This is a genomic window from Arenibacter sp. ARW7G5Y1 (genome assembly GCF_003201775.1).
In the GTDB taxonomy this organism is placed as follows: domain Bacteria; phylum Bacteroidota; class Bacteroidia; order Flavobacteriales; family Flavobacteriaceae; genus Arenibacter.
Map to the genome: position 1 here is coordinate 15805 of NZ_QJJZ01000019.1, position 25309 is coordinate 41113.

The 25309-nt window shown below is 40.6% G+C and carries 28 protein-coding genes; 15 read left to right on the forward strand and 13 right to left on the reverse strand.

What is annotated here, in order from left to right; genetic code table 11:
* Nucleotides 1-131: 131 nt before the first annotated feature.
* Nucleotides 132-761 carry a hypothetical protein gene (locus tag C7972_RS20415; RefSeq protein ID WP_110358026.1) on the forward strand — a complete coding sequence of 210 codons (630 nt, stop codon included), beginning with the start codon at nt 132-134 and terminating at the stop codon, nt 759-761.
* A gap of 53 nt (nt 762-814) precedes the next feature.
* Here the strand turns inward: C7972_RS20415 and C7972_RS20420 are convergent, their stop codons facing one another.
* The 3 genes from C7972_RS20420 to dnaA are packed head-to-tail and all read right to left on the reverse strand — an operon-like array spanning nt 815 to nt 3444.
* Complete coding sequence (locus C7972_RS20420; RefSeq protein WP_110358027.1) at nt 815-1537, reverse strand: SAM-dependent methyltransferase; 723 nt, start codon at nt 1535-1537, stop codon at nt 815-817.
* A gap of 10 nt (nt 1538-1547) precedes the next feature.
* Nucleotides 1548-2006: a low molecular weight protein-tyrosine-phosphatase gene (locus C7972_RS20425; protein WP_110358028.1), complete on the reverse strand. Its 459-nt coding sequence runs from the start codon at nt 2004-2006 to the stop codon at nt 1548-1550.
* 13 nt (nt 2007-2019) lie between these two features.
* Entirely contained in the window at nt 2020-3444 is a 1425-nt protein-coding gene (gene dnaA / locus C7972_RS20430) for a chromosomal replication initiator protein DnaA (RefSeq protein ID WP_110358029.1), read from the reverse strand.
* 199 nt (nt 3445-3643) lie between these two features.
* On the opposite strand from dnaA, the gene C7972_RS20435 reads away from it, so the two are divergent.
* On the forward strand, nt 3644-4042 hold the full coding sequence (locus tag C7972_RS20435) for a thioesterase family protein (RefSeq protein ID WP_110358030.1): 399 nt from the start codon (nt 3644-3646) through the stop codon (nt 4040-4042).
* Here C7972_RS20435 and C7972_RS20440 read toward each other — a convergent pair.
* From C7972_RS20440 to ribD, 4 genes are read right to left on the reverse strand one after another with little or no spacing between them, the layout of a single operon-like run.
* Nucleotides 4031-4642: a YigZ family protein gene (locus C7972_RS20440; protein WP_110358031.1), complete on the reverse strand. Its 612-nt coding sequence runs from the start codon at nt 4640-4642 to the stop codon at nt 4031-4033. The genes C7972_RS20435 and C7972_RS20440 overlap by 12 nt on opposite strands.
* Nucleotides 4643-4651: 9 nt before the next feature.
* A complete protein-coding gene (locus C7972_RS20445; protein ID WP_110358032.1) occupies nt 4652-5515 on the reverse strand; it encodes a DMT family transporter in 864 nt (287 codons plus the stop codon).
* A 1-nt stretch (nt 5516) separates the two neighbouring features.
* A complete protein-coding gene (locus C7972_RS20450) occupies nt 5517-6119 on the reverse strand; it encodes an HAD family phosphatase (RefSeq protein ID WP_110358033.1) in 603 nt (200 codons plus the stop codon).
* Nucleotides 6112-7161: a bifunctional diaminohydroxyphosphoribosylaminopyrimidine deaminase/5-amino-6-(5-phosphoribosylamino)uracil reductase RibD gene (gene ribD / locus C7972_RS20455; RefSeq protein ID WP_110358034.1), complete on the reverse strand. Its 1050-nt coding sequence runs from the start codon at nt 7159-7161 to the stop codon at nt 6112-6114. The genes C7972_RS20450 and ribD overlap by 8 nt, the downstream gene beginning before the upstream one ends.
* A gap of 42 nt (nt 7162-7203) precedes the next feature.
* On the opposite strand from ribD, the gene C7972_RS20460 reads away from it, so the two are divergent.
* The 7 genes from C7972_RS20460 (at nt 7204) to C7972_RS20485 (ending at nt 13887) form a co-directional block, all read left to right on the forward strand.
* On the forward strand, nt 7204-7689 hold the full coding sequence (locus C7972_RS20460) for a GNAT family N-acetyltransferase (RefSeq protein ID WP_110358035.1): 486 nt from the start codon (nt 7204-7206) through the stop codon (nt 7687-7689).
* A 67-nt stretch (nt 7690-7756) separates the two neighbouring features.
* A complete protein-coding gene (gene prmC / locus C7972_RS23940; RefSeq protein WP_181422955.1) occupies nt 7757-8620 on the forward strand; it encodes a peptide chain release factor N(5)-glutamine methyltransferase in 864 nt (287 codons plus the stop codon).
* A 93-nt stretch (nt 8621-8713) separates the two neighbouring features.
* Nucleotides 8714-9295, forward strand: coding sequence for a TIGR00730 family Rossman fold protein (locus tag C7972_RS23945; protein WP_181422956.1), 582 nt, complete (start codon nt 8714-8716; stop codon nt 9293-9295).
* Nucleotides 9296-11290: an NAD-dependent DNA ligase LigA gene (ligA, locus tag C7972_RS20470; protein WP_110358036.1), complete on the forward strand. Its 1995-nt coding sequence runs from the start codon at nt 9296-9298 to the stop codon at nt 11288-11290.
* 90 nt (nt 11291-11380) lie between these two features.
* Nucleotides 11381-12715 carry a GntP family permease gene (locus tag C7972_RS20475; RefSeq protein WP_110358037.1) on the forward strand — a complete coding sequence of 445 codons (1335 nt, stop codon included), beginning with the start codon at nt 11381-11383 and terminating at the stop codon, nt 12713-12715.
* A 10-nt stretch (nt 12716-12725) separates the two neighbouring features.
* Nucleotides 12726-13559, forward strand: a complete 834-nt coding sequence (locus tag C7972_RS20480; protein WP_110358038.1) for a fumarylacetoacetate hydrolase family protein — start codon at nt 12726-12728, stop codon at nt 13557-13559.
* Between the two features lie 19 nt (nt 13560-13578).
* Entirely contained in the window at nt 13579-13887 is a 309-nt protein-coding gene (locus C7972_RS20485) for a hypothetical protein (RefSeq protein ID WP_258364911.1), read from the forward strand.
* A 140-nt stretch (nt 13888-14027) separates the two neighbouring features.
* Here C7972_RS20485 and C7972_RS20490 read toward each other — a convergent pair whose 3' ends face one another.
* From C7972_RS20490 to C7972_RS20515, 6 genes are all read right to left on the reverse strand, one after another.
* Nucleotides 14028-14804 carry an NIPSNAP family protein gene (locus tag C7972_RS20490; protein WP_110358039.1) on the reverse strand — a complete coding sequence of 259 codons (777 nt, stop codon included), beginning with the start codon at nt 14802-14804 and terminating at the stop codon, nt 14028-14030.
* Nucleotides 14805-14932: 128 nt separating this feature from the next.
* Nucleotides 14933-17236 carry an FdhF/YdeP family oxidoreductase gene (locus C7972_RS20495; protein WP_110358040.1) on the reverse strand — a complete coding sequence of 768 codons (2304 nt, stop codon included), beginning with the start codon at nt 17234-17236 and terminating at the stop codon, nt 14933-14935.
* Nucleotides 17236-17610 carry a DUF7009 family protein gene (locus C7972_RS20500; protein WP_110358041.1) on the reverse strand — a complete coding sequence of 125 codons (375 nt, stop codon included), beginning with the start codon at nt 17608-17610 and terminating at the stop codon, nt 17236-17238. Before C7972_RS20500 ends, C7972_RS20495 begins: the two co-directional genes overlap by 1 nt.
* Nucleotides 17611-17678: 68 nt before the next feature.
* Nucleotides 17679-18512 carry a formate dehydrogenase accessory sulfurtransferase FdhD gene (gene fdhD / locus C7972_RS20505; RefSeq protein WP_110358042.1) on the reverse strand — a complete coding sequence of 278 codons (834 nt, stop codon included), beginning with the start codon at nt 18510-18512 and terminating at the stop codon, nt 17679-17681.
* 9 nt (nt 18513-18521) lie between these two features.
* Nucleotides 18522-19433, reverse strand: coding sequence for a bifunctional UDP-sugar hydrolase/5'-nucleotidase (locus C7972_RS20510; RefSeq protein WP_110358043.1), 912 nt, complete (start codon nt 19431-19433; stop codon nt 18522-18524).
* 2 nt (nt 19434-19435) lie between these two features.
* Complete coding sequence (locus tag C7972_RS20515; RefSeq protein WP_258364912.1) at nt 19436-20158, reverse strand: 5'-nucleotidase C-terminal domain-containing protein; 723 nt, start codon at nt 20156-20158, stop codon at nt 19436-19438.
* Between the two features lie 112 nt (nt 20159-20270).
* Here C7972_RS20515 and C7972_RS20520 point away from each other — a divergent pair, with 112 nt between their 5' ends.
* The 6 genes from C7972_RS20520 to C7972_RS20545 all read left to right on the forward strand — a co-directional run bounded on the left by C7972_RS20520 (nt 20271) and on the right by C7972_RS20545 (nt 25100).
* A complete protein-coding gene (locus C7972_RS20520) occupies nt 20271-20807 on the forward strand; it encodes a DUF6913 domain-containing protein (RefSeq protein WP_110358045.1) in 537 nt (178 codons plus the stop codon).
* Entirely contained in the window at nt 20807-21697 is an 891-nt protein-coding gene (gene dapA, locus C7972_RS20525; protein ID WP_110358046.1) for a 4-hydroxy-tetrahydrodipicolinate synthase, read from the forward strand. Before C7972_RS20520 ends, dapA begins: the two co-directional genes overlap by 1 nt.
* A gap of 155 nt (nt 21698-21852) precedes the next feature.
* Nucleotides 21853-22662, forward strand: a complete 810-nt coding sequence (locus tag C7972_RS20530; protein WP_258364913.1) for an outer membrane protein assembly factor BamD — start codon at nt 21853-21855, stop codon at nt 22660-22662.
* Between the two features lie 13 nt (nt 22663-22675).
* Entirely contained in the window at nt 22676-23008 is a 333-nt protein-coding gene (locus C7972_RS20535) for a DNA-directed RNA polymerase subunit omega (protein ID WP_031444521.1), read from the forward strand.
* Between the two features lie 3 nt (nt 23009-23011).
* Entirely contained in the window at nt 23012-24217 is a 1206-nt protein-coding gene (coaBC, locus tag C7972_RS20540) for a bifunctional phosphopantothenoylcysteine decarboxylase/phosphopantothenate--cysteine ligase CoaBC (RefSeq protein WP_110358048.1), read from the forward strand.
* Nucleotides 24210-25100 carry a DUF4835 family protein gene (locus C7972_RS20545; RefSeq protein WP_110358049.1) on the forward strand — a complete coding sequence of 297 codons (891 nt, stop codon included), beginning with the start codon at nt 24210-24212 and terminating at the stop codon, nt 25098-25100. The genes coaBC and C7972_RS20545 overlap by 8 nt, the downstream gene beginning before the upstream one ends.
* The last annotated feature ends 209 nt before the right edge of the window (nt 25101-25309 follow it).

The window sequence follows — 25309 nt, forward strand, 5'->3', positions numbered from 1 at the left end:
ATCCAATATTTACTACATTTTGTACAAAGTTGCGTTAAAATAGGTCGGGTTTTAAAAATCAGGTATATCTTTGCAATGTGAAATTTAAGCAGACCGTTTTTTTTGGTCGTGAGTCTTAAGAAAACAAATATATGAGAAAGTGGACAAATTATTTGTTCCCCGTTATCATGATTTTTATTCTTGTAAGTTATGGGTTTAAGCCAGTTAAAATGGTGATTCCCGAGGCTTTTAGAGTAAATGGACCTACAGAAGTTCTGTTTCCCAAACACAGAACTGTAATAAAAACAACTATGGCTGCGCCGCCCTTTTTAGGAACGTCCTACAATGGGTTTAAAGAGGCTTTGGCCTTTAAGGAATCTCAAGGGAATTATTTTACGACCAACGCATTGGGTTATTTAGGTAAGTATCAATTTGGTATTGGTACCCTGGAACTACTTGGTGTCTACAACGCTACATTATTTCTGAACGATCCAGTTTTGCAGGAAAGGGTGTTTCATACCAACCTTTCTAGGAACAAGTGGATTTTGAGAAGGGATATTAAACGTTTTGTTGGATCGGTTATAAATGGTCAGGAGATTACAGAATCGGGTATACTGGCCGCAGCCCATTTGGCAGGTGCGGGCAATGTGAAAAAGTACTTACGGTCCAACGGGGAATTAAATGTGAATGATGACTTTGGGTCATCGGTTTCATATTATATTAAAAAATTCTCGGGTTATGACATTTCACATGTAACCCCTAAAAGAAACCCAAGAATATAAAGAGTTTACAATTATGAAAATGAAAAAGACCCCGGCAATATGTTGGGGTTTTTTTATGCGTGGACTATAAAAATTGATGGTCGCTTGTGAAGATCAACAGAAATTTTTTGCCAATCCAACACCCTTTTGGTCAAGATGAACTCTGTAGGCAATGTTATGTCGCATGCAATGCAGACCAAGGTTTGTGGTGCAAGGGTTTTTATTAGTTCGGCCAACAGTTTGTCATTCCTGTAGGGCGTTTCAATAAAAATCTGTGATTGGTCATTGTCTCTGGACAATTTTTCAAACCTCTTGATACTTTTTTTTCTCTCCCCGGCTTCGATGGGCAAATAACCGTTAAAGGCGAAACTCTGTCCGTTAAGACCACTGGCCATTAAGGCCAAGAGAATTGAAGACGGTCCAACCAGTGGCACTACCTTTATTCCTTTTTGATGTGCAATTGCCACAATATCGGCACCTGGATCGGCAATTCCTGGACAACCAGCTTCCGATATTATGCCTACGTTGTAACCTTCAAAACAAGGGTCTAAAAAAGTGGGAAGGATTTCTGATTCCGTAAATTTGTTAAGTAAATTGATGTGTAAACTTGGCTGCGACTTTTTGGAACTTATCTTTTTTATAAAGTGCCTAGCCGTTTTTTCATTTTCAACAATGTAATGATCAATTTGTTCAATGGTCCTTTTGATGGATATGGGAAGAACTTCCAAGGGTTCGTTATCTCCCAGGGTTGTTGGGATTAGATATAACTTTCCAATAGTGCCCATTCTTTGGTCCATAGGGATATGTTTATTTATGAATTATTTCCTGTGCAATAAGGTTGCATGCCGAATCAATTAAATGATAAATTTCCTCAAATCCATCTTCACCCCCATAATAGGGATCTGGAACTTCCTTATGGGTAGAATTGGATCTTTGGAGTAATAAATGGACCTTGGCTATTTGTTCTTCATTTTCTGCCAAAGCAACAATGTTGGCATAATTACTACGGTCCATAGCGTAAATTATGTCGAACTCACTAAAATCCTTTGCTGTAAATTGTCTGCATCGCTGCTGGCTTATGTCGATACCATATTTTTTGGCAATTGATATTGACCTGCCATCCGGTTTCTTTCCAATATGATAACTGGCAGTGCCTGCAGAATCCACAAGGATGGTTTTCTTGTCCAATTTACTTTTAAGGATACCTTCGGCCAACGGTGACCTACATATATTTCCCAAACAGACCATAAGGACTTTGGTTCTCATGGCAATGGAGGTGTTAGGAGAATTTCTTGGTTAGATCATCTATGTATTTTCGAAACTGCTTGTCGGTCTCGGCAAGATTATCCACGGTTTTACAGGCGTGTAGAACCGTAGCATGGTCCCTTTTTCCAATTTGGGATCCAATACTGGCCAAGGAGGCTTTAGTGAATTTCTTGGCAAAGAACATGGCCAATTGCCGGGCCTGTACAATATGTCTTTTTCTTGTTTTGGATTGTAGCGTAGCCACATCCATCTCGAAATAGTCGGAAACCACCTTTTGGATATAATCAATGGATACTTCCCTTTTGGTGTTTTTAACAAACTTCTCCACTACCAATTGGGCCAATTCCAGTGTAACTTCCTTTTTGTTGAACGAAGATTGGGCTATTAGGGAAATTATGGCGCCTTCCAGTTCCCGGATATTGGTCTTTATGTGTTTGGCAACGTAATCTATGATATCGTCCGGCATTTCCACCCCATCCCGATACAATTTGTTTTTTAAAATCGAGATCCTTGTTTCGTAATCCGGTGTCTGAAGCTCGGCAGATAATCCCCATTTAAAACGGGAAAGCAAACGCTGTTCAATGTCCTGCATATCAACAGGGGCTTTGTCCGAGGTTAGTATTACCTGTTTTCCGTTTTGGTGCAAATGGTTGAAAATATGGAAGAAAACGTCCTGTGTACCGGATTTCCCTGATAAAAATTGTACATCATCAATAATGAGCACATCAATCAATTGGTAGAAATGGATAAAATCGTTTCTTGTGTTTTTCTTTACAGATTCAATATATTGCTGGGTAAATTTTTCCGCCGATATATATAATACGGTTCTTTCTGGGTATTTATCCTTGATTTCCACACCTATTGCATGGGCCAAATGTGTTTTTCCCAAACCTACACCGCCAAAGACCAATAATGGATTAAAGGAAGTGCCCCCAGGTTTGTTGGCAACGGCCATACCGGCCGATCTTGCCAGCCTATTGGAGTCCCCTTCCAAGAAATTGTCGAAATTGTAACTCGGGTTTAATTGGGATTCAATCTTTATATTTCTAATCCCAGGTATGACAAAGGGATTTTTTAATTCCGGATTTTTGGATTTTATGGCCACGTCCAATTCTTGGGGCTCTACATGGGCCCTATTGGAGCTAGGTATTTTTTCCGTAAAAGGTTCGCGATTGCCGTAGGTGTTTTCCATTTTAATAATGTACACCAATTTGGCGGTCTCTCCCAATTCTTTGGTAAGGGCCACCTTTAACAATTTAACATAGTGCTCCTCCAGCCATTCGTAAAAAAACTTACTGGGCACTTGAATGCTCAAGGCATTATCTGAAAGCTTAACAGGTTTAATTGGTTCGAACCAAGTTTTGAATGCCTGCGGTTGGATATTGTCTTTTATAAAGCCTAAACAATGGTTCCATACGGACGTTGCAGTAACACTCATTTTTAATATTTTCTTTTTTTTGGTTAGTGTAATTTATGAATGATATTCAGCCAGGTTAAATGGGACTATCAAGTGGGCAAATATGTGAACAAATATTCTAAAAAAAAAATCCAAAGTGGTTGAATTTTCCCTTTTTTTTTCTCATGTTGTACCATAATTTTTTCACACTTTTAAATATAAAGGTTTTACTCGGAATAACATGGATTTTAACGAATTTTCTTTTAGGGTCAGGTATGGCGAAACAGATCAAATGGGCGTTGTTTATCATGGGAATTACCCGCAATATCTGGAAATGGGACGTGTAGAGTGGTTGCGATCCATGGGGATTTCTTACAAAAAAATGGAGGAAAACGGAATAATGTTGCCCGTAATTTCCTTAAACATTTTATTTAAGAAATCGGCAGTTTACGACGATCTTTTAACAGTCACAACTTATATAAGGAAGCGGCCACTAGTGCGAATAGAATTTGACTATGAGATACACAATGAGGCCAAAGAGTTGTTGATAGAAGCGAACACCGTTCTGGCTTTTATCGATATGAAAACCAATAAGCCCATGAAATGTCCGGATTATATTCTAAATAAGCTAGACATCTAGTTTTTTAATTTTTACGGGATACATGGCATTAAAAATATTCTCGGTTAATAGGGCATCGTTCTTTCTAACGGATATTTCAATGGTGCAGTCCATTTCCATTTTTTGGCTAATAATTTCCAATTGATGTTGCTTTAAGGCCCTCATAACTTTGTCCATTTCTGAATATTCAAAATTGAGCATATATCGTTGCTGTAACGTTTTTTCAATTATTTCCGCCGAATCCAGTGCCATATATGCGGCTGTCCTGTATGCGGATATCAAGCCGCCAACCCCTAGTTTTGTGCCGCCAAAGATCCGGGCAACGGCCACTAGGACGTTGGTTACTCCAAAAGACTGTATTTGACCGTATATGGGCATACCTGCAGAATTATTGGGCTCACCGTCGTCATTGGCCCTGTAATTAACATCCTCAAACCCCAATTGCCAGGCGTAACAAACATGGTTGGCTGTATGGTGCTGTTTTTTTAGCTCCTCAATAATGGGTTTTACCTCGTCCTCATGCAGTATAGGGTAGGCATAACCAAAAAACTTGCTTTTGCGTTCTTTGAACAAGATCTCCTTGGAAGGTACTTTCAAGGTTTTGTAAACATCCAACTCCATGTAAATCTATTAAAAAAAAGCCACTAGAAAAATGCTGATGATAGCAAGTGTTATTCCCATCCAATTTTTGTTGCTGATGCGTTCCTTGAACAGAACTACCCCCAAAAGCGTGGAAAACATAACTATGGCTACGTTATTAATGGTGAAAACAGATGCACTGTTCAGGTTCTCGTGCTGCAGTGCCCGTAATAGGTAGAATATAGAAAAATAATTTAGAATCCCCAGGGTAATTCCACCTAGGACAGTGGTTAAATTGGGCGCCAACCGCTTTTTAAAGGATTTGATCGCGATAAATATAACGCCTGTAGTGGCTGCAGAGCCAAAAACTACCGCAGAAAACAAGGGAAACTCCTCCTTGGGAACCAAGGTTTCTTCCAAATACTTAATGCTGGTGTCTATAATCCCGGAACCAATAAAAACTAAAGTGGGCAGTATAATCATATTTTTCCTGAGGGCAACACCCTTTGCCTTTACGGAAGCAAAATATACGGCGGCCAGGGCCAACAGGATACCTACCGATTTTAAGGCACCCAGCTTTTCGTTGTATACCAGCAAACCGAATAGGACTGGTATTACCAAGGACATTTTTGTGGCGACCGAGGCAACGGACACCCCACTTCTTTGGGATGTGGCGGCCATAAGATTAAACACGATGATAAATAAAATGCCCAAAGCCAAAGTACCTATAAACCAGGGTTTTGATGGAATCTCTGATAGATCAATTTTGCTCTGGTAAAAAAACATTCCTACCGCAGAAGCCACCACGTAGTTGATGATGATGGCAGTAAGGGTCTCTATCCTATAAGTGTCAAACAATTTGAATACCACAAAAATTAGGCTGGAAAACAGTATACTTAATGCGAGGTCCAACATACTATAGTCTATCCTTTAATTGAACTACGTCTTCCTTGCCCACAATCAAGTTCCATGTTTTAATACCCAACTTATTGGCCGCATCGGTATTTTCCTTGGTGTCATCTATAAAAAGTGTTTCCTGTGGGGTCAACTTATTTTGCTCAAGGACAAATTGAAATATTTCACGGTTCGGTTTCCTCAATTGGATTTCATGTGATAAATAAAACTGTTCAAAGGAATTTTTAAATCGCGCAAATTTTTCGGTACCCATAATCTTGGTTACATGGGGAATGTGCAGGGCATTGGTGTTGCTCAAAAGAAATAGCCTATGCCTGTTCTCCTTTACCAGGCTTTCCAAAAATTTCAGCCTGTATTCAGGAAAATCCAATAACATTGAATTCCAAATATCGGTAATGGCCTGAGAGCTGAGGTGGGGAAAATCGGGTTGTAGTCTTGCTACAAATTCCTGGGGGCTAATTTTGCCAATTTCAAAGTCTTCGTTAATGCTGTGGTATTTAGGTAAAAATTCTTGGATGCCATGATTCCGAAGTGCTCTAAAAACTACCTGCTTGTCCAGATTGATGAAAATGTCGCCAAAATCGAATATGATATTTTTAATCATTGTTCAAGAGTGTTAGTACGTCCGATTCTATTTGCTTTTGACCTTTCATAAAACCATGGATCCTAGGCGATTCCAGTCCTTCCCCAAATCGGCTTTGTCCCTTGAAAATTCTAGCCTCGTCCCATAATTTGGAGTCAATAAAGCTCTGTAGCGTCTTGGCGCCTCCTTCAATGATGACACTAAGTATATTGTGCCTGTAAAGGATGGCGCAAATTTGAGTGCACACATTATCTTTAAAATCAATAACCTCATATATAATCCCTTCAAGTGTATTTTCAGGCCGATTGGCGGTAATGATGATGGTTTTAAGGTTTCCATCCAAAACATGGTGTTTGCGGTCGATTTTTAGATATCTGTCCAACACAATTCTAACAGGATTCCTACCCCTCCAATGGCGAACGTTTAATTTGGGGTTGTCGGCCAAAACTGTATTGGTTCCAACCAAAATTGCCTGTTCCTGACTTCGCCATTGGTGCACCAGTTGTTGGGAATATGGATTGCTGATCCAATACGGTTCTGGATGGTCATTTCTTTTTTGTTCACGGGGGGCAATGAAACCGTCGGCGGTCTCAGCCCATTTTAATATGATATACGGTCTTTTTTTTAGGTGAAATGTTAAGAAGCGTTTGTGGTGTTCGCGGCATTCTTTTTCCAGTACACCCACCGTAACATTGCAGCCTGCCGCCTTTAATTTTTCAATGCCCTTTCCTGCAACCTTCTCATGTGGATCCAAAAGGCCTATTACAACATTCGGTATTTGATGCTTAATAATAAGGTCTGCGCATGGAGGCGTTTTTCCATAATGGGAACAGGGTTCCAGGGTAACAAATAAGGTGGCATTATTTAAAAGCGCCTTGTCCTTTACGGCATTAATAGCATTTACTTCGGCATGGGAACCACCACATGGACTGGTGTAGCCCTCTCCTATAATTTTTCCTCCAGATACAATAACACTGCCCACCATGGGATTGGGAAAGGTAGTTCCCAAGCCATTTTTGGCGAGCTGTATGCATCTTGAAATATATTTTTCGTGTATCTTCACTTCGTAAAAATAGAACAATATAAGTAGATTATTGGTAATCTTATGTTAGTCACTACAATAAGGGAAATTCAGGCTGGTGACAATCAGAATGTTGCCAGGCTAATAAGAAAAGTACTAGAGGATCTAGGAGTTCCTAAAGTGGGTACCGCTTATGCCGATAAAGCATTGGACCAAATGTATGAAAACTATGACCAACCAAGGTCCGATTATTTTGTGGTTGAGGAAAATGAAAGGATTATTGGTTGTGCTGGAATTGCCCCATTGCAGAATCACGAAGGGAATGTATGCGAGTTACAGAAAATGTATTTTCTGGAAGAGGCCCGGGGTAGGGGATTGGGAGCCAAAATGATCAATATTTGTATAAATAGAGCTACTGAGTATGGCTATGCCCATTGTTATTTGGAAACTATGCCCTATATGGAAGACGCACAAAAATTATATTTAAAGTCGGGTTTTCATTATATCCATGAACCTATGGGTAACACCGGTCATTATTCATGTCCGGTCTGGATGCTTAAAGGTTTATAGGGCCATTTGTTTCATTATGGATTTTCTTTAGGGACACCATGATCAAAATGTTTTCCAAAAATTGAGAATGTTATTAAAAGAGATTAAAAATATTTACCATTTAGAATTGGATACCCTTTTTCCAAAAGAAGAAGTGGATAGTTTTTTTTATTTGGCAATAGATCATTATTTGGGTTTGGAGAGATTTGTTTTGGCCATGCAGCCTATGCTGGTAGTATCCAAAGAAAATGAGAATGCCTTATTTTATGCATTGAGCCAGTTAAAACAAGAACGTCCCATTCAGTATATTTTAGGGAAGGCCCACTTTTGCGAACTCGAGTTTCGGGTAGATGAAAACGTTTTGATTCCCCGTCCCGAAACTGAAGAATTGGTGTATTGGATTCTTGAAGAACAACCAAGGCTGGACTCCCAGAAAGGAATAAAAATATTGGACATTGGAACAGGAAGTGGTTGTATAGCCATTTCCTTGGCCAAAAAAATGCCCAATGCCAAAGTGTATGCCCTGGACATTTCGCAAAAGGCATTGAAGATTGCCGAACGGAACGCCCTGGATAATAATGTGGACATAGTCTTTTTGGAAGCGGATATTTTATCCTTTGAGGGTCTTAAAGATAAATTTGATGTAATAGTGTCCAACCCACCCTATGTAAGGGAGTTGGAGAAAATGGAAATGAAGAACAATGTTGTGGGGCACGAACCCGGCTTGGCCCTTTTTGTTTCCGATCAGGATCCTTTGGTTTTCTATAAAAAAATCACACTCTTTGCCTTGAGCCATCTGAAGAAAGGCGGGGTCTTGTTTTTTGAGATAAATCAATATCTTGGTGAAGAAATGAAACACCTACTGGAGCGGGAGAATTTTTCTGAAATTGAACTCAGAAAAGATTTGTATGGAAATGACAGAATGTTAAAAGGTCTGTTCAATCCTAAATGATAAAATGGAAATATGAGGTATAATGTGACCCTGTAATTTCAAAATTATTATTTGTAGTCACTAATATTTTTCCAAGTGAAAAGTTTATTTAAAATGGAAAACATAGTAGTATTTTGTGGAAGCAATGAAGGCAACGACCCCGAAATAGTGGAGTGTGCCTATGAATTGGGGGCGGTATTTGCCAAAGAGGGCATAACATTGGTCTATGGCGCTGCAAAAATAGGCATTATGGGAAAATTGGCTCAGGGAGCCTTGGACCATAAGGGCAAGGTTATAGGTGTTATTCCTGACTTTTTGAAATTGAAGGAAGTCTTTCATTCCGGACTTACAGAACTCATCATTACGAAAAATATGCATCAACGCAAATTAAGGATGCATGAGCTTTCCGACGGAATTATTACACTTCCGGGTGGATATGGGACAATGGAGGAATTATTCGAGATGATTACCTGGGCACAACTGGGACTCCATCAAAAACCAATCGGTCTTTTAAATATCAATGGATTTTATAATGAATTGCTCGCCATGTTGAGGACTATGGTAGCCAAGGGATTTTTGAAGCAGGAGTATTACGATATTTTGTTGGTTGATAATTCTATTGACGGACTTTTACAAAAAATGAAAAATTACCAACCCTTGCCATTGCCAAAATGGATTAAAAAGGAACAGTTATAAATGGAAATAAAACAAAAAATAGAAAACCTTAGAACAGAGCTCAGGGAGCATAATTATAATTATTATGTATTGGACAATGCCACTATTTCCGATTTTGAGTTCGACATGAAACTAAAGGAGTTGCAGGCTCTTGAGGCAAAACACCCTGAATTTTATGATGCCAGTTCCCCAACCTTAAGGGTAGGAGGAACAATTACCAAGAATTTTGAAACAGTCGTTCACGAGCATAGAATGTATTCCTTGGATAATTCCTATTCCAAAGAAGATTTGGAAGATTGGGAAAAACGGATTCAAAAAATATTGGGTGATGCGCAAGTTGAATTCACATGTGAATTAAAATATGATGGAGCCTCCATTAGTATAACTTATGAAAATGGCCTGTTGGTAAGGGGGTTGACACGGGGGGATGGATTTCAGGGAGATGATGTTACCAGTAATATTAAGACCATAAGATCGGTGCCCTTACAGTTAAAAGGGGATTACCCCCCTAAATTTGATATTCGTGGGGAGATAGTACTTCCTTTTGAAGGCTTTGCCAAGATGAACCAGGAAAGAATAGAAAATGGGGAAGACCCTTATATGAACCCTAGAAATACGGCTTCGGGCAGTTTAAAGCTACAGGATAGTGCCTTGGTTGCAGAAAGGCCCCTGGATTGTTTGTTGTATAGTATAGTGGGAGTAAATTTGGGAATTGAATCCCAATTCCAAATGTTGGAAAAAGCAAGAAGTTTTGGGTTTAAAGTTCCAAAGGCGGCCACATTATGTAAAACCACGGATGAGGTTCTGGAGTTTATAGAGTATTGGGACAAACACAGGCACGAATTGCCATATGAGACAGACGGAGTGGTCATTAAGGTAAATAGTATTCAACATCAGGAAGAATTGGGATACACCTCCAAATCCCCACGCTGGGCCATGGCTTACAAATTTAAGGCAGAGCAAGTCTCCACGGTGTTAAACGAAATCACTTACCAGGTTGGTCGCACAGGTGCCATAACGCCAGTGGCCAATTTGAAGCCAGTGCTTTTGGCGGGTACTACGGTGAAAAGGGCTTCCTTACATAATGCAGATCAAATAGAAAAACTGGATATCAGGGAAGGGGACACCGTTTTTGTGGAGAAAGGGGGAGAAATAATTCCGAAAATAGTGGGGGTGGATTTTACGAAAAGACCTATCCATTCCCAGCCTACGCAATATATAGACCATTGTCCGGAGTGTAACACGCCCTTGGAGCGTTCCGAAGGTGATGCCAAACACTATTGCCCCAACGAGTATGGATGCCCTCCCCAGATCACAGGCCGTATCCAACATTATATTTCGCGCAAGGCGATGGATATTGAGGGACTTGGAGGGGAAACCGTTGAACTTCTTTTTAAGGAAGGTCTTATTGAGAATTATGCGGATCTTTATTTACTTACCAAGGAACAGTTGATACCCTTGGAACGCATGGCTGAAAAATCGGCCGAAAATCTGGTAAAAGGCGTTGCCGAATCGGTCAAAATACCATTTGAAAGGGTGCTTTTTGCCTTAGGGATAAGGTTTGTTGGGGAAACCGTGGCCAAGAAACTCGCAAGGGCCTATAAGAATATAGACGGGCTCATGATGGCTACCGTAGAAGAGCTAATGTCGGTCGATGAAATAGGTCAACGTATTGCAGAAAGTGTTGTGTCATTTTTCAGGAACGGGATCAATATAGAAATTATTTCCAGGTTAAGGGAGTACGGAGTGCAATTTGAAGTATCTGCCGACAAACTGGAGAATCAGACCGATATCTTAAAGGGGCAGACCTTTGTTGTATCAGGGGTATTTGAGAACTTGGGCAGGGATGAACTTAAAAAATTGATCGAGGACAACGGAGGAAAGGTAGGTTCCAGTATTTCTTCAAAAACTTCTTATCTTGTGGCGGGGGACAAAATGGGCCCGAGCAAAAGGACCAAGGCCGAAAGTCTGGGTGTCCCGATTATTTCAGAGGCGGATTTCTTGAATATGCTATAATTTTTTGTCCATGGCTATGGAAAATGTGTGGGGTAAGAAATAAAAAAATATGGGTGTATGAAGGTAAAATATTTGAATTAAATTGTAATTATGTATACCATACTACTTCTACTACTCTGTATTGTATTTATTATTGTGGCTTCCACCCGTTTTAAGCTTCACCCATTTTTGGCATTGCTTACCGCTAGTTTGTTATTTGGTATTTTTTCCGGACTCCCCTTGGATGAGCTCATTAAAACCATAAATGATGGTTTTGGAAGTACTATCGGAGGAATAGGCATTATTATTATCGCGGGATTAATTATTGGAACCTTTCTGGAAAAATCGGGCGGAGCCTATACCTTGGCCAACCTTGTCTTAAAGATTATAGGTCCCAAGCGGGTACATATGGCGATGGGGTTTATTGGTTACTTTGTATCCATACCTGTATTTGCCGATAGCGGTTTTATTATTGTTTCCCCATTAAATAGGGCACTTACCAAAAAGGCAAAATTATCCTTGGCAGGAACAGCAGTAGCCTTGTCACTAGGTTTAATGGCTTCCCATACGATGGTGCCACCAACTCCCGGCCCTATTGCTGCCGCAGGAATCCTAGGTGCCGATTTGGGCCAGGTTATCCTCTTTGGTCTAATGACCAGTATACCTGCTTTGTTGGTCTGTATTTTGTTTGCCAAAAAAATAGGTTCCAAAATTTTCATTGATCCAGCACCAAAACTAACGGAAGAACAGATCAATTCCCAGTTGGAAAATGCTCCGTCAATCTTCAAATCCTTCATCCCTATTGTTGTTCCCATTATTCTTATTGTGTTGAGGTCTTTTGCCGAATACCCCACTTTGCCGTTTGGGGACGGAACCTTTAAGTATGCCATAGGGTTTGTGGGCAACCCAGTGGTGGCCTTATTGATCGGAATGGTACTGTCGTTTACCCTGCCCAAGAAATTGGACAAGGAAATGTTAAGTACCTCTGGCTGGATAGGGGAGGCACTTACGTCAGCAGCCATTATTATATTGATAACCGGTGCCGGAGGGGCTTTTGGCAAAGTACTGCAGACTTCGGATATTAGTACCTTGCTGGAGAGCAGTATTTCCAATGGCAATCTTGGAATATGGCTTCCATTTCTGATCGCTGCGGGGATAAAGACTGCCCAAGGTTCCTCTACAGTGGCCATAATTACAACAGCTTCCATTATTGCCCCATTAATGCCTGCTATGGGATTTGATACCGAGGTTTCAAAAGCTTTGGCGGTCATTGCCATTGGCGCTGGGGCATCCTTCGTCTCCCATGCCAATGACAGTTTTTTCTGGGTGGTTACCCAGCTAAGCGATATGAAAGTAAATCAAGGATACAGGACACACAGTTTGGGGACTGCCATTCTGGGCTTATCTGCGATGATCGTGTTAACCATAATCAGTTTAATAATCTAATTTTTATAGAATGAAAGTGTATAAGACCAACCAAGGAGTTTTGATTGAAAATAACCACAAATTTTATCTTACCGATAAGGAATGGGATTCCTTTATTACCGATGATGCCATTTACGATAACACACTAAGTTTAATTTCCAAGCTTCAGCCTATAGACAATAGTGCTGCCTTGTTGAATGGAAGTTTACTGCCTCCGGTTGGTCAACAAGAAATTTGGGCGTCCGGGGTAACCTACTACAAGAGTAGGGAGGCCCGTATTGAAGAATCCAAAGATGCTGGTGGTGGCGATTTTTACGACCGGGTTTATAATGCGGAAAGGCCGGAATTGTTTTTTAAAAGTACGGCAAGTAGGGCAGTGGGCCACAAGCAGGATGTAAGGATCAGAAAGGATTCCAAGTGGAACGTTCCTGAACCGGAATTGACTTTGGTGATTACCCCAAACGGCAAAATAATTGGCTACACTATTGGCAACGATATGAGCTCCAGGGATATTGAAGGTGAGAATCCATTGTACCTTCCCCAAGCCAAGAGTTATGATGGCGCTGCGGCTATAGGCCCTTGTATTTGGCTGACCAAGGAACCTATTTCTATGGATGCCAAGATTAGAATTGAAATTGTACGAAAAGGAAATACCGTGTTCGAAGGGGAGACCGAGGTGGGCCAAATGAAACGAAAACTCACCGATCTAGTTCACTATTTGTATCGTGAAATGTCCTTTCCTTTTGGAAGCCTTTTAATGACAGGGACGGGAGTGGTGCCTCCGGATTCTTTTACCTTGGACCATGGGGATGTTGTTAACATTACGGTCGATTCCATAGGGACCCTATCCAATACCGTAGCTTAATCGTATATATAAATCAAGAATGATGGCCGTTCCCAACAGTATAGAAGAGTTTAATGCGACCTTGTCCCAACAAACGGCACCCTCCTCTTGGCCCGAAGCCTTACGGGCCATGTGGTTCGATGCCAAGGGGGATTGGGAGTCTTCCCATGAAATTGCACAGGACCTGCATACTTCAGATGGCAGCTGGATCCATGCCTATTTGCACCGTAAGGAAGGGGATAAGTTCAATGCGGGATATTGGTATAGAATGGCAGGAAAAAAATTTCCGGAGATAGAATTGGATGTTGAACAACGCCAATTGGTGGCGTTTTTTCTAGCTCAACAGTAGTACTGTTGTTTTGGGGCAATGCCAGGTAGTTATCACCATAAAAAAAGCGGTCATGTTATACCCATGACCGCTTTTTTTTAAATACTTTTCATTGCCTCCTGGTTTATAGGTTGGCATGGGAAAAAGAAAAGGGTGTATGATCAATAATCGGAATATTCTGTAGGATAGAAGAATCGGGTAACGTTTTTGGAAACGTTGTTTTGGTAATTGGGGTCCGATTTTAATTTGTTCCATACAGGTGAGTCGGAAAAGGATTTCCAATGGGCATCCCTACTGGCCTGATTTTCAAAGGTGGTCATATACATGAGGTTCGGCATTGTTGCACCGGACAAAACCTCACCATAGAATACGGCATTAAAGCCCAAACTGTCGAAAAGGCTTACTTCCCCACCTTTGTTGAACATGGCCACTTTGTTGATGTATTTGGCCTCTGTTGCCGATTCATAACTTCTTAATTCATAGATTCGGTCCTTACGGGGGCCACCAAGGGGTGAAGGCTTCATTTTAGGCATTTCTACAAAAGCTTTTAAAATAACGGATTCAACCCTGCTATAGGGTGGGTTGTTATAAGGGGCATCCAAAAAATCCTTGGCAGTTGCCATATAAACCTTGTCCTTTTGCAGCTTGGTTCCCATTGTATCCATATCGTCAATAGCTTTCATGGGAATCAATACTTTAATACTGCGCGGATGTAGTGAGTCGATTGTTCTTGGTTTAAATACCCCCACATTCTTGATATTGAGTTTTTTGAGGGCAGGCAATAAGGCTTTACTTAGGTAATCGTCAGTACTTTTTTCCTGTTCCTCCGTATCCAGGAGGTAGGTTTTTAGTTGGTAATATTCCCGCTGGTTGGCCTGACTATAGGTGTTTATCGTAAATAGCAATAAAAGAACTGAAATATATGCAGTTTTGTACATTGGAATTGGTTTAAGATAAATATTAGATTTTTGGTGCCTCTTAAGTTAGGGCTTTTGAATATAATGCAATAATTATTTTAAATAAACTAACAATATTGGGTAACCCCCCAAACTCTTCATGGCAAGGGCTAGGATCCATGTTTTTTGAGCTTAATGACCACTGATTTGGATGTAGGGGTATTGCTTTTATCGGCTGTACTGTTTAATGGTACCAGGACATTGGCTTCGGGGAAATAGGTGGCACAGCATTTTTCAGGAATATTATAAGGCAGAACAATGAACTTTTGCGCTACCCTTTCTGTATTGTTGTGAAAATTATAAAGGTCTACCAAATCCCTTTCCTTGAGGTGGTATCCTTCAATATCCTTGGGGTGCATCAATATAACCCTTCGTTCATTAAATATGCCCCTGTAACGATCATTGAGTCCATAAATAGTGGTGTTATATTGATCGTGGCTCCTTATGGTCATCATTAAAAGCTCATCTTCGTCCAAAGCTATGGCCCCACTATTGGATATGCTAAAATTGGCCTTTCCAGTAGTGGTGTTAAAGGAATTGTCCCGTGCCCCGTTGGGTAGGTAAAAGCCGGATGGCTGCCTTACCCTTTGGTTGTAGTCCTCAAATCCAGGAATACATTCTTCAATGCTGTCCCTTATATGGTCGTAATGTTGCAGGTATTTTTCCCAATCCACTTTGGAGTTTTTTAGGGTTGCCATGGCCATTTGACAAACAATGGCAGGTTCACTTAACATTTGGGACGATATGGGTTTAAGACTTCCCTTGGAGCTGTGAACGACCCCCATGGAGTTTTCAACACTTATAAACTGTAATTCACCGTTCATAAGATCTTTGTCCGTTCTTCCCAAACACGGTAAAATTAATGCTTCTTTGCCGTGGATAAGATGACTGCGATTTAATTTGGTGGAAACTTGTACCGTTAGCTTACATTTTTGCAGTGCCTCGGCCGTAAACAGGGTATCTGGGGTAGCGGATAGAAAATTACCGCCCATGGCAAAAAATACCTTGGCCTTACCGCAATGCATGGCATTAATACTGTCTACCGTATCAAATCCATGCTTGCGCGGTGGGGTAAAATGGAAAACTTTCTCCAAACGGTCCAAAAATGACTTGGGAGGCTTTTCGTAAATTCCCATGGTTCGATCTCCCTGTACATTGCTATGGCCACGAACAGGACAGGTGCCGGCTCCAGGTTTGCCAATACTTCCCTTCAGTAATAAAAGGTTTACTACCTCTTTTATGGTATTTACAGAATTCTTGTGCTGGGTTAGACCCATGGCCCAGCAAGCAATAATCTTATTTTTGTTGCATAGTATTTTGGCCACCCTCTGCAAGGTCTGCAGTGGAATTCCGCATTCCATTATTAACTTATCTAGATCCAGTGTTCTTAGGTGAGCTAGGTAATCTTCGGAACCTTGGGTTTTTTCTTTGATAAAATCCAAGTTAAAAATAGCCCCGGGATGTTTGTCCTCCTCAATCAACATAAGTTTTGCCAAGGCCTGTAGGAGCGCCATATCCCCATTAATTTTCACCTGTAGGTACAGGTCGGTTAATTTCGACTTTATTCCCAGGGCACCTTTTATTTCCTGGGGATTGTTGAAATTTAACAATCCGGTTTCAATGATTGGATTTATAGAGATAATGGTAGCCCCATTTTCTTTGGCCTTTTTTAGGGCGCTCAGCATTCTTGGATGATTGGTGCCCGGATTTTGTCCCAGGATAAGGATAACCTCGGTCTTGTAAAAATCTTCCAGTTTTACAGAACCCTTGCCTATACCCAAGGTATCGGTTAGGGCAACGCCACTACTTTCATGGCACATATTACTGCAGTCGGGCATATTGTTGGTGCCGTATTCCCTAACAAAAAGTTGGTACAGGAAGGCAGCCTCGTTACTTGTCCTGCCCGAAGTATAAAATATGGCCTCGTCGGGACTTTTTAGTCCATTTAGATGTCCTGCTATTTTGGAAAATGCACTTTCCCAGCTTATTTCTTGATAATAATCGGAGCCTTCGGGCAAGTACATAGGCTGGGCCAATCTACCTTTTTTTCCAATTTCATAATCTGAAAGCGTGGAAAGTTGCGAGACACTGTTTTCTTGGAAAAAGGCGGTGTCCAGTTTTTTGGTAGTGGCCTCCTCGGCAATAGCCTTGGCACCATTCTCGCAGTATTCGGCTATGCTGCTTCTCTCATCATCGGGATCTGGCCAGGCACAGCCGGGACAATCAATTCCGCCCTTTTGGTTGAGGTTTGCAAGCGCTTTCAATCCTCGGCCGAGTCCCATTTCTCCAAATACATGTTTGGCTGAAGAAATAACGGCAGGAATACCTGCAGCTACTTTTTTTGGAACAGTAGTTTTTATACCGGTCAATTTTGCCGGTGCCGTTGCCTTAGGTTTTTCTTGGTTTTTGGCCATTATTTCTTGGTTATTGCCGCGGGGTTGGGATAGTTGTCGGATTGGTCCTCCAGGCGTTCATCCAAACAAACAAAATCTTTTTCCAATAATAAATTCAGTACCTGACCGTCTTTTAAAATCATTTTGTTTTCATAACCTACCCGTTCATTGTCGGGCCATTTTAAACTGTCGTTCTTTGGTACAAATAGGGTAATGGTGTTTTCTTGAAATTCCGCTTCAAGGTCGGTAATGTTTTCCTTGGCGGCAACTGCGTAGGTGAAATTCTTGCCGTCAAAAGCAGTCTGCTCCCTATAGTAGCCGTCTTTCTTCAACGATGCTACTTCCGAACGGGTAAGCCTATAACGAACCGAATTTCCTTGTATCCTAATTTTCATTCAAACAATTTTTTAACCTTAATTTTATAAAGTTAGGTATTCGATAATCAGTCTCAAAGTTTAGGTTCCTAAATTTTAATCCGTTTTGAGCCCGAATAGATGTTATACCTGGTTTCGCTTAAAAAGCCTATAAGCGTAATATTGTGTTCCATGGCCATTTCTATGGCCAAGCTGGACGGGGCTCCCACGGCCATAACAAAGTGTATCCCTGCCATGGCCGCTTTTTGTATCAATTCGAAGCTGGCACGACCGCTTAGAAACAATAAATACTGGTCTAAGGGCAATAGCCTTTTGCTAAGTACATTTCCAATAATTTTGTCCAAAGCATTGTGTCTTCCAACGTCTTCCCGCATTACAATCAATTCGCCTTGAATATTAAATAGTGCTGCTGCGTGTATTCCCCCGGTATTGTTAAATACTTGCTGCTCTATCTGAAGTATGCCGGGAAAGGATTTAATGCGATTTTTTTCAATCTGAAAATCGCCCGGGGACGGTGGTAGTCTGCATATTGTTTTTATGGCTTCGATACTGGCTTTGCCACAAACTCCGCAACTACTGCTGGTGTAGAAATTTCGCTCCAGTTTGCCAAGATCTATGTCTTCGGAGTTATGTAGGTGTACATTTATGCTGTTTTCAGTATGGACGACCTTTTTTATTTGATCGGAGTCCCGTATAATGCCCTCTGTAAACAAAAATCCAATGGCCAGGTCTTGATCATGGCCAGGGGTCCTCATAGTAATGGAGATGTTTTTGTTGGTAATGGGAAAATCCAAATTTAAAACGCTGATACTAATTTGCAATGGCTCCTCAACAGCTATGGCGTCCGTGTGTTCTACAAGATCGTCTCCCTTTATTTTTATTATTTTCCTTGAAACTATAGATTTTCCTTTTTCCTGAATCATACTATGTGGTTATACTTTGATGGATACTCCCTCGGCACCGTTTTGTTTGCCATCGTCAAAATAGAAGTCGATTCGACCTAAATTAATACCGAAGCATCCAACCTGGTTTACCAACATTTGTTGGTTTTTTCTATTGTTTACAATGGTGGGCCTGTCCAAGAATGTATGTGTATGGCCTCCAATAATCAAATCTATGTTTTCTGTGCGTGCGGCTAATTTCAGATCATCCGGTTTTTGAGGGTTTTGATATTGATACCCTAAATGGGAAAGACAAATGATTAAGTTGCATTTTTCCTCTTCTTTTAAGGTACGGCTCATGTCTTGGGCAATTTCTATAGGGTCTAGGTATACCGTCTCTTGGTAAAGTTTTTTAGTGACAAGACCAGCGAGTTCTATGCCCAATCCAAAAACCCCAATTTTAATTCCATCTACCATATATGTTTTATAAGGCCGCACATGACTGTCCATAAGCGTATTGCCAAAGTCATAATTGGCAGATAAAAAATCGAAGGAAGCATAGGGCAGTTGGGCATACAGGCCATTGATGCCATTGTCAAAATCATGATTTCCAATGGTCGCGGCATCATATTTTAACATGCTCATCAGTTTAAATTCCAGTTCTCCCCCATAAAAATTGAAGTAGGGCGTTCCTTGAAAAATGTCCCCTGCATCGAACAATAGTGTATTTGGGTTTTCTTTTCTGATTTGATCTACCAAAGTCGCCCTTCTTGCCAAACCGCCCATATTGGGATAGCTGGAGTGGTCGGTAGGAAAGGGATCTATATGGCTATGTACATCATTGGTGTGCAATATGGTAACGTGCTTGTTCGCCGAGTCTTGGCAGGAATTTAACGATAGTCCCCCAATACTGATAAAAGTGGCTGAAGCAGCTGTTCCGGATATGAATTTTCTACGTTCCATAATTAGTTGATTTGAATAAACCGGTTATCCGTTGCTGCAGTGAGAGTGTCTATTTTTTTGAAATAATCTATCAGGGCATTTCTAATCAAATAGTCGGAATCGGTCAAAGAAATATGTTCCTTTAAAAAATCCATTTTGTCACCACCGGTTATCAAGTAATCTGAAGTGGCTACATAATAGGTCTTGTTTTCGTCAAAGGGCTTTCCTTGAATATTTACAGCTTGCAAACTTTTATTCTTATCCACGATTATTTGAATCCCTGCAATGGGGTGGGGAACGCTGGACTTTATAAGGAACGACACCATGGCCCTGATGGCCTTACCATCCAATTCGGCTATTACTACCGAATTTTCAAAGGGCATTATTTCGTAGGCGGTACGTTCGCTTATGTTCCCTGCCGAAATTATAGACCTGATACTCCCATGGTTAAGAAGTACAAAATCTATATTTTTGCCTGTTCTAGCCTTGAAGACAGGGTTTACTTCCTGCATTACGATGTCTGCCATTAAATTGCCTGCAGGAGAATTGAGTGTGCCATCTGTTTTGGATATGGCTATTGGGGCATATGCCAAAACACTGTCCAACACCTGGTTGATCCTGTTGCGAAATGGGGCGATAATGTTTTCAATTGAATCTTTTGGACTTGAAGTATAATTGATCTGTATCCTTTGTCCCTCAATGTTTCTTAGTATAGGAACGGATTCCTTGCAACCTAGCGAAAACATTAATGTTGTAATTATAACAAAATGTTTGTTTTTTAAATCCATATACTTCTTACCTTCGTATTAATATTGAGGTGATATTATTTACATTTACATTCTTGAAATGTAAAAATACATGTTTTTAAAAACGCTTAAGGAAAAAATTAAATTTAGAGCTGGTAAAAAGTTTCTGCAGCGGGGATTGGACGCTCCCCAAGAGACTATTAACCGGGTTAAGGGAATAAGTTCTGTTGGTTGTATTGTTGATTTGGACGAGTTTGAAAATGCCAATGCGTTTTATGAGTTTGTAGATGAATTTTCCTTAAGGCCCAATTCGGTAAAAATAATTGGGTACAAGAAGTTTTATGACAAAAACTCCCCATATTCAACCCCAGTTTTTTCCAATAAGGATTTGGGGTGGAAAGGAAATATAGAAAACAGCTATGCCTTGGAGTTCTTAAATAGGGAATATGACCTTTTGGTCAATTATTATACGGATGAAAAATTATTGTTGCAATTAATGACGTTAAAGACCAAGGCTAGGCTAAAGGTGGGTTTTGGCAGTGTGGATAAGAATTTAAATGATTTGATATTGAATACTCCCATTAAGGATTTCCAAACTTTCAAAAAGGAGTTACGGAAGTATTTAAGGGTTTTAAATGAGATTAAATAATGGAACAGTTAGTTGGAACGGGTGTTGCCCTAGTAACTCCTTTTAAGGAGGATTTTTCTATAGATACGATGGCTTTGGCAAAAATCGTAAATTATTGTGTGGACGGGGGAATAGATTATTTGGTTGTTTTGGGGACTACCGGGGAGTCTGTTGTGCTGACCAAAAAAGAAAAACAACTGGTTATAAATACCATTGTGGATGCCAATGCGGGGAGATTGCCATTGGTTTTGGGAATAGGTAGTAACAATACGGCCGCTGTTGTTGAAGAGCTTCAAGATACCGACCTTAAGGATTTTGCGGCCATTTTGTCGGTTTCACCGTATTACAACAGGCCTACGCAAGAGGGTATATATCAGCATTTTAAAGCTATTTCCTTGGCCTCGCCCAAACCTATTATATTGTACAATGTACCAGGTAGGACAGGTAGCAATATGCTTCCAGAAACGGTTTTGAGATTGGCCAATGACTTTAATAATATTATAGGTATCAAGGAGGCTTGCGGGGACATGGTTCAAATAATGCGCACCATTAAAGGCAAGCCCACTGATTTTATGGTAATTTCCGGGGATGATTTTACGGCACTTTCCACGGTATTGGCCGGTGGTTCCGGGGTAATATCGGTTTTGGGACAGGGACTTCCCTCGGAATTTTCCCAAATGATACGTTTGGGGCTGGCTGGCAGGGTCAAGGAAGCCTTTGCCTTGCACTATGCGCTTCAGGATGGTATGGATTTGATTTTCAGAGAAGGGAATCCGGCGGGAATCAAGGCATTGTTGGAAGCCGTTGGTCTAGGTACTGCCGTTGTAAGGTTGCCATTGGTGGAAGCCACTTCTACCCTAAAAAAGACCATCAAGAGTTTTTTGAACACCTTGCTAAAGACGGTTGTATAGTGAAAGGCCGCTATCTTGCCAATAGGATTTTTCTCCAACAAAGTTAAAACTTGCACAAAAATGTTGTAGTTGCTAAAGCGGCGGGCTATTTTAGCGCGATAAAAATGTTTTTTATATCCGTTTAGAATCCTTAATTTTGCAAAATGTTTTTAAAAATGAAGCGTCTACTTTCCTTTTTATTATTGGTTGTCATTCTTGGCTCTTGTAGTGAGTACCAAAAGGTACTTAAAAATGAAGATGTTAAGGCCAAATATGATTTGGCGGAAAAATTTTATGATGCCGGCGATTTTAAAAGGGCGAACCGATTGTTGGAACAGATAGCCCCAAAGTATATTGGAAAGCCACAGGGGGAGCGCGTTATGTTCTTTCTGGCGGATTCTTATTTCCAGACCAAGGACTACAACATGGCAGGTTACCAATTTGAAAGGTTCCTAAAATCCTATCCCAAAAGCGATAAGGCTGCAGAGGCAGGCTTTTATGGGGCGAAAAGTTATTATAAGCTATCCCCAAAATATTCTTTGGACCAAACAGATACGGACAAAGCCTTGATTAAGTTGCAAAATTTTATCAATGCCTACCCTGATTCGGAATATTTGGTGGAAGCCAATATTATGGCCAGGGAACTAACAACAAAAAAAGAGCGCAAATCTTATGAGATTGCAAAGCAGTTCAACACTATTGGGGAATTTGATTATACCTTTTTAACTCCAGCGGTTACCGCTTTTGATAACTTTATCTCGGACAACCCTGGTTCCGTTTATCGTGAGGATGCCCTTTATTATAAGTTTGACGCCTCAACCCATTTAGCGCTCAACAGCTTCGATTATCTTAAAAAAGAACGCTTGAATGATGCCAAGGCTGCCTATCAGGCTTTCAAAAAATCTTTTCCGGAGTCCAAGTATCTTAAGGATGCCAATAAGACCTTGGAAAAAGTTGAAAAAGAATTAGAAATTTATTCCAAATAAAATACGATTTGATATGAATATGAACGATTTAAAAAACTCGAAGGCCCCTGTTTCCACGGTGACGATCAATAAAAATGATTTTGACGCCAAGACGGGGAATATCTATGAAGCTATTTCAATAGCGGCCAAAAGAGCTGTTCAGATTAATTCTGAAATAAAAAAGGAGCTTTTGGAGAAGTTGGAAGAGTTTGCAACCTACAGTGATAGTTTGGAGGAAGTTTTTGAAAACAAGGAACAGATCGAGGTTTCCAAATTCTACGAAAAATTGCCCAAACCACATGCATTGGCCGTAAAGGAATGGTTGGATGACAAAATTTATCACAGGAATACAGAGAAAGACGCTTAAAGGATGTTGGGCGGTAAGAATATACTTTTAGGCATTACTGGGGGTATAGCTGCTTATAAAACCACTTTTTTAGTTCGTTTACTTATTAAAGCTGGCGCTAACGTTAAAGTTGTTTTAACGGAAAGCGCCAGCTCTTTTGTTACCCCTTTAACCTTGGCGACCCTGTCCAAGAATGCGGTTCATTCTTCGTTTATAAATGAGGAAAACGGCAGTGTTTCCTGGAACAATCACGTAGAATTGGGACTTTGGGCAGATATTGTCCTCATTGCTCCCGCCACGGCCAATACCCTGTCCAAAATGGCCAATGGTACTTGCGATAATTTGCTGATGGCCACTTATCTCTCGGCAAAATGTCCTGTTTACTTTGCTCCGGCGATGGACTTGGATATGTATAAGCATCCTTCCACTGCGGCAACTTTTAAAAAGTTATTATCTTTTGGGAATATTATGATTCCAGCTGCTTCAGGAGAATTGGCCAGTGGATTGATAGGGGAGGGCCGCATGGCCGAACCCGAAGATATTGTGGAATTCCTTAATGATCACCTAACTAAGGGACTACCTTTAAGGGGTAAGAAAGTGTTGATAACTGCCGGCCCTACCTATGAGGCAATAGACCCTGTCCGATTTATAGGAAACCATTCATCAGGTCTTATGGGGTACGAATTGGCAAAAAATGCCGCCAAGCTTGGAGCAAAGGTGTATCTCGTATCAGGTCCGTCACATTTAAGCCTGCAACATTCCCAGGTTGAACTTATAAGGGTAATTTCGGCCGAAGGGATGTACCAAGAAACAGTTGCTTTGTACCCGGATATGGATATCGTTATTTGCGCAGCAGCTGTGGCTGATTACAGACCTAAATTAGTGGCCGAACAGAAAATTAAGAAAACGGCAGAGGAGTTTACCCTTACAATGGTAAAGAACAAGGATATACTGTACTCCTTGGGGGAAATGAAGAAGAAACAATTTTTGGTCGGGTTTGCCCTGGAAACCGAAAATGAGGTGGAAAATGCCATAGGAAAATTGAAAAAGAAAAATTTGGATGCCATTGTACTGAATTCCATGAATGATAGTGGTGCCGGTTTTGGAAAATTGACCAATAAAATATCGTTTATAGATAAGAATTTGGATATTAAAACGTTTGAGTTAAAAACCAAGGCAGAGGTGGCCCTGGATATTTTAAATGAAATTAAGACCAGGATCCATGCGTAATCTATTTTTAACCATAATTTGTTTTATAACTTCCATAAGCTTGGGAGCTCAGGAATTAAATTGTGTGGTTACCATTAATTCGGACCAGGTAGGGCAGACCAATCAACAAGTTTTCAAGACGCTCGAACGCTCCTTAAATGATTTTGTAAATAAGAATAGGTGGTCCAATCGGGTCTACAAGGAAAATGAAAGGGTAAATGCCCAAATCTTCATCACCATTACAGAATATGAATCCAGTAGATTTAAAGGAAATATACAGATTCAATCTTCAAGGCCTGTTTTTAATACCTCCTATGAAAGTCCTGTTTTTAATTATAAGGACAATCAGCTCAGTTTTGATTATATAGAGTTCCAGCCGTTGATCTTAAATGAAAACAATATAACTTCCAATTTGGTAGGGGTCGTATCCTACTATGCCTATATTATTTTAGGCTTGGATGCGGATACCTTTTCGTTGGAGGGGGGAAGCGATTTTTACAAGAAAGCGCAACAGGTTGTTACCTTGGCCCAAAGTGCGGGCTTTTCGGGGTGGACGCAGACATCCGGACAAAGAAGTAGGTTTGAATTGGTAGACAATCTTTTGTCCAATTCCTACAGGGAGTATAGAATTGTCATGTACAATTATCACAGAAAAGGACTGGACGTCCTAGCGGATAATAATAGTACGGGAAAGCAAGTGGTTGCCGGCACTATGCGATTGCTCGAGACCATGGGCGGTAGGCACCCAAATGCTTTTTTGATCCAAACTTTTTTTGATGCAAAGTCGGAGGAAATACAAAATGTATTTACCGATGGCCCCAAAGTGGATATTGTACAACTTAAGCAGACCCTGAATAAAATAGCCCCTCTTTATTCGTCCAATTGGAGCAAAATAAAATTTTGATAGGGTTTTATTAGTGAAACCCAATTTTGGGAAGTCGGTAAGACACACTTAAAATTACAAGTTGAACTAACCCCGCCTTTTTCGGCGGGACCTAGGTTCCATACCTCGACCCTAGGGTAGACTCCTATATTGGGTTCAGTGCCTGCCTTTGTCGGCAGACAGGCCTGCCCAGAGATTTAATACCTTTTATTCTAAAATTCATATTGGTA

Coding starts and splice junctions, on each gene's coding strand:
- fdhD (WP_110358042.1), bottom strand. CDS start 18,512: ATGATTCAGGAAAAAGGAAAATCTATAGTTTCAAGGAAAATAATAAAA.
- C7972_RS20415 (WP_110358026.1), top strand. CDS start 132: ATGAGAAAGTGGACAAATTATTTGTTCCCCGTTATCATGATTTTTATT.
- C7972_RS20515 (WP_258364912.1), bottom strand. CDS start 20,158: ATGTTTTCGCTAGGTTGCAAGGAATCCGTTCCTATACTAAGAAACATT.
- C7972_RS20460 (WP_110358035.1), top strand. CDS start 7,204: ATGTTAGTCACTACAATAAGGGAAATTCAGGCTGGTGACAATCAGAAT.
- C7972_RS20475 (WP_110358037.1), top strand. CDS start 11,381: ATGTATACCATACTACTTCTACTACTCTGTATTGTATTTATTATTGTG.
- dapA (WP_110358046.1), top strand. CDS start 20,807: ATGGAACAGTTAGTTGGAACGGGTGTTGCCCTAGTAACTCCTTTTAAG.
- C7972_RS20450 (WP_110358033.1), bottom strand. CDS start 6,119: ATGATTAAAAATATCATATTCGATTTTGGCGACATTTTCATCAATCTG.
- ligA (WP_110358036.1), top strand. CDS start 9,296: ATGGAAATAAAACAAAAAATAGAAAACCTTAGAACAGAGCTCAGGGAG.
- C7972_RS20500 (WP_110358041.1), bottom strand. CDS start 17,610: ATGAAAATTAGGATACAAGGAAATTCGGTTCGTTATAGGCTTACCCGT.
- C7972_RS20535 (WP_031444521.1), top strand. CDS start 22,676: ATGAATATGAACGATTTAAAAAACTCGAAGGCCCCTGTTTCCACGGTG.
- C7972_RS20425 (WP_110358028.1), bottom strand. CDS start 2,006: ATGAGAACCAAAGTCCTTATGGTCTGTTTGGGAAATATATGTAGGTCA.
- C7972_RS20545 (WP_110358049.1), top strand. CDS start 24,210: ATGCGTAATCTATTTTTAACCATAATTTGTTTTATAACTTCCATAAGC.
- coaBC (WP_110358048.1), top strand. CDS start 23,012: ATGTTGGGCGGTAAGAATATACTTTTAGGCATTACTGGGGGTATAGCT.
- C7972_RS20480 (WP_110358038.1), top strand. CDS start 12,726: ATGAAAGTGTATAAGACCAACCAAGGAGTTTTGATTGAAAATAACCAC.
- C7972_RS20510 (WP_110358043.1), bottom strand. CDS start 19,433: ATGGAACGTAGAAAATTCATATCCGGAACAGCTGCTTCAGCCACTTTT.
- C7972_RS20520 (WP_110358045.1), top strand. CDS start 20,271: ATGTTTTTAAAAACGCTTAAGGAAAAAATTAAATTTAGAGCTGGTAAA.
- C7972_RS20445 (WP_110358032.1), bottom strand. CDS start 5,515: ATGTTGGACCTCGCATTAAGTATACTGTTTTCCAGCCTAATTTTTGTG.
- C7972_RS20440 (WP_110358031.1), bottom strand. CDS start 4,642: ATGGAGTTGGATGTTTACAAAACCTTGAAAGTACCTTCCAAGGAGATC.
- prmC (WP_181422955.1), top strand. CDS start 7,757: ATGTTATTAAAAGAGATTAAAAATATTTACCATTTAGAATTGGATACC.
- C7972_RS20485 (WP_258364911.1), top strand. CDS start 13,579: ATGATGGCCGTTCCCAACAGTATAGAAGAGTTTAATGCGACCTTGTCC.
- dnaA (WP_110358029.1), bottom strand. CDS start 3,444: ATGAGTGTTACTGCAACGTCCGTATGGAACCATTGTTTAGGCTTTATA.
- C7972_RS20495 (WP_110358040.1), bottom strand. CDS start 17,236: ATGGCCAAAAACCAAGAAAAACCTAAGGCAACGGCACCGGCAAAATTG.
- C7972_RS23945 (WP_181422956.1), top strand. CDS start 8,714: ATGGAAAACATAGTAGTATTTTGTGGAAGCAATGAAGGCAACGACCCC.
- C7972_RS20420 (WP_110358027.1), bottom strand. CDS start 1,537: ATGGACCAAAGAATGGGCACTATTGGAAAGTTATATCTAATCCCAACA.
- C7972_RS20435 (WP_110358030.1), top strand. CDS start 3,644: ATGGATTTTAACGAATTTTCTTTTAGGGTCAGGTATGGCGAAACAGAT.
- C7972_RS20490 (WP_110358039.1), bottom strand. CDS start 14,804: ATGTACAAAACTGCATATATTTCAGTTCTTTTATTGCTATTTACGATA.
- C7972_RS20530 (WP_258364913.1), top strand. CDS start 21,853: ATGAAGCGTCTACTTTCCTTTTTATTATTGGTTGTCATTCTTGGCTCT.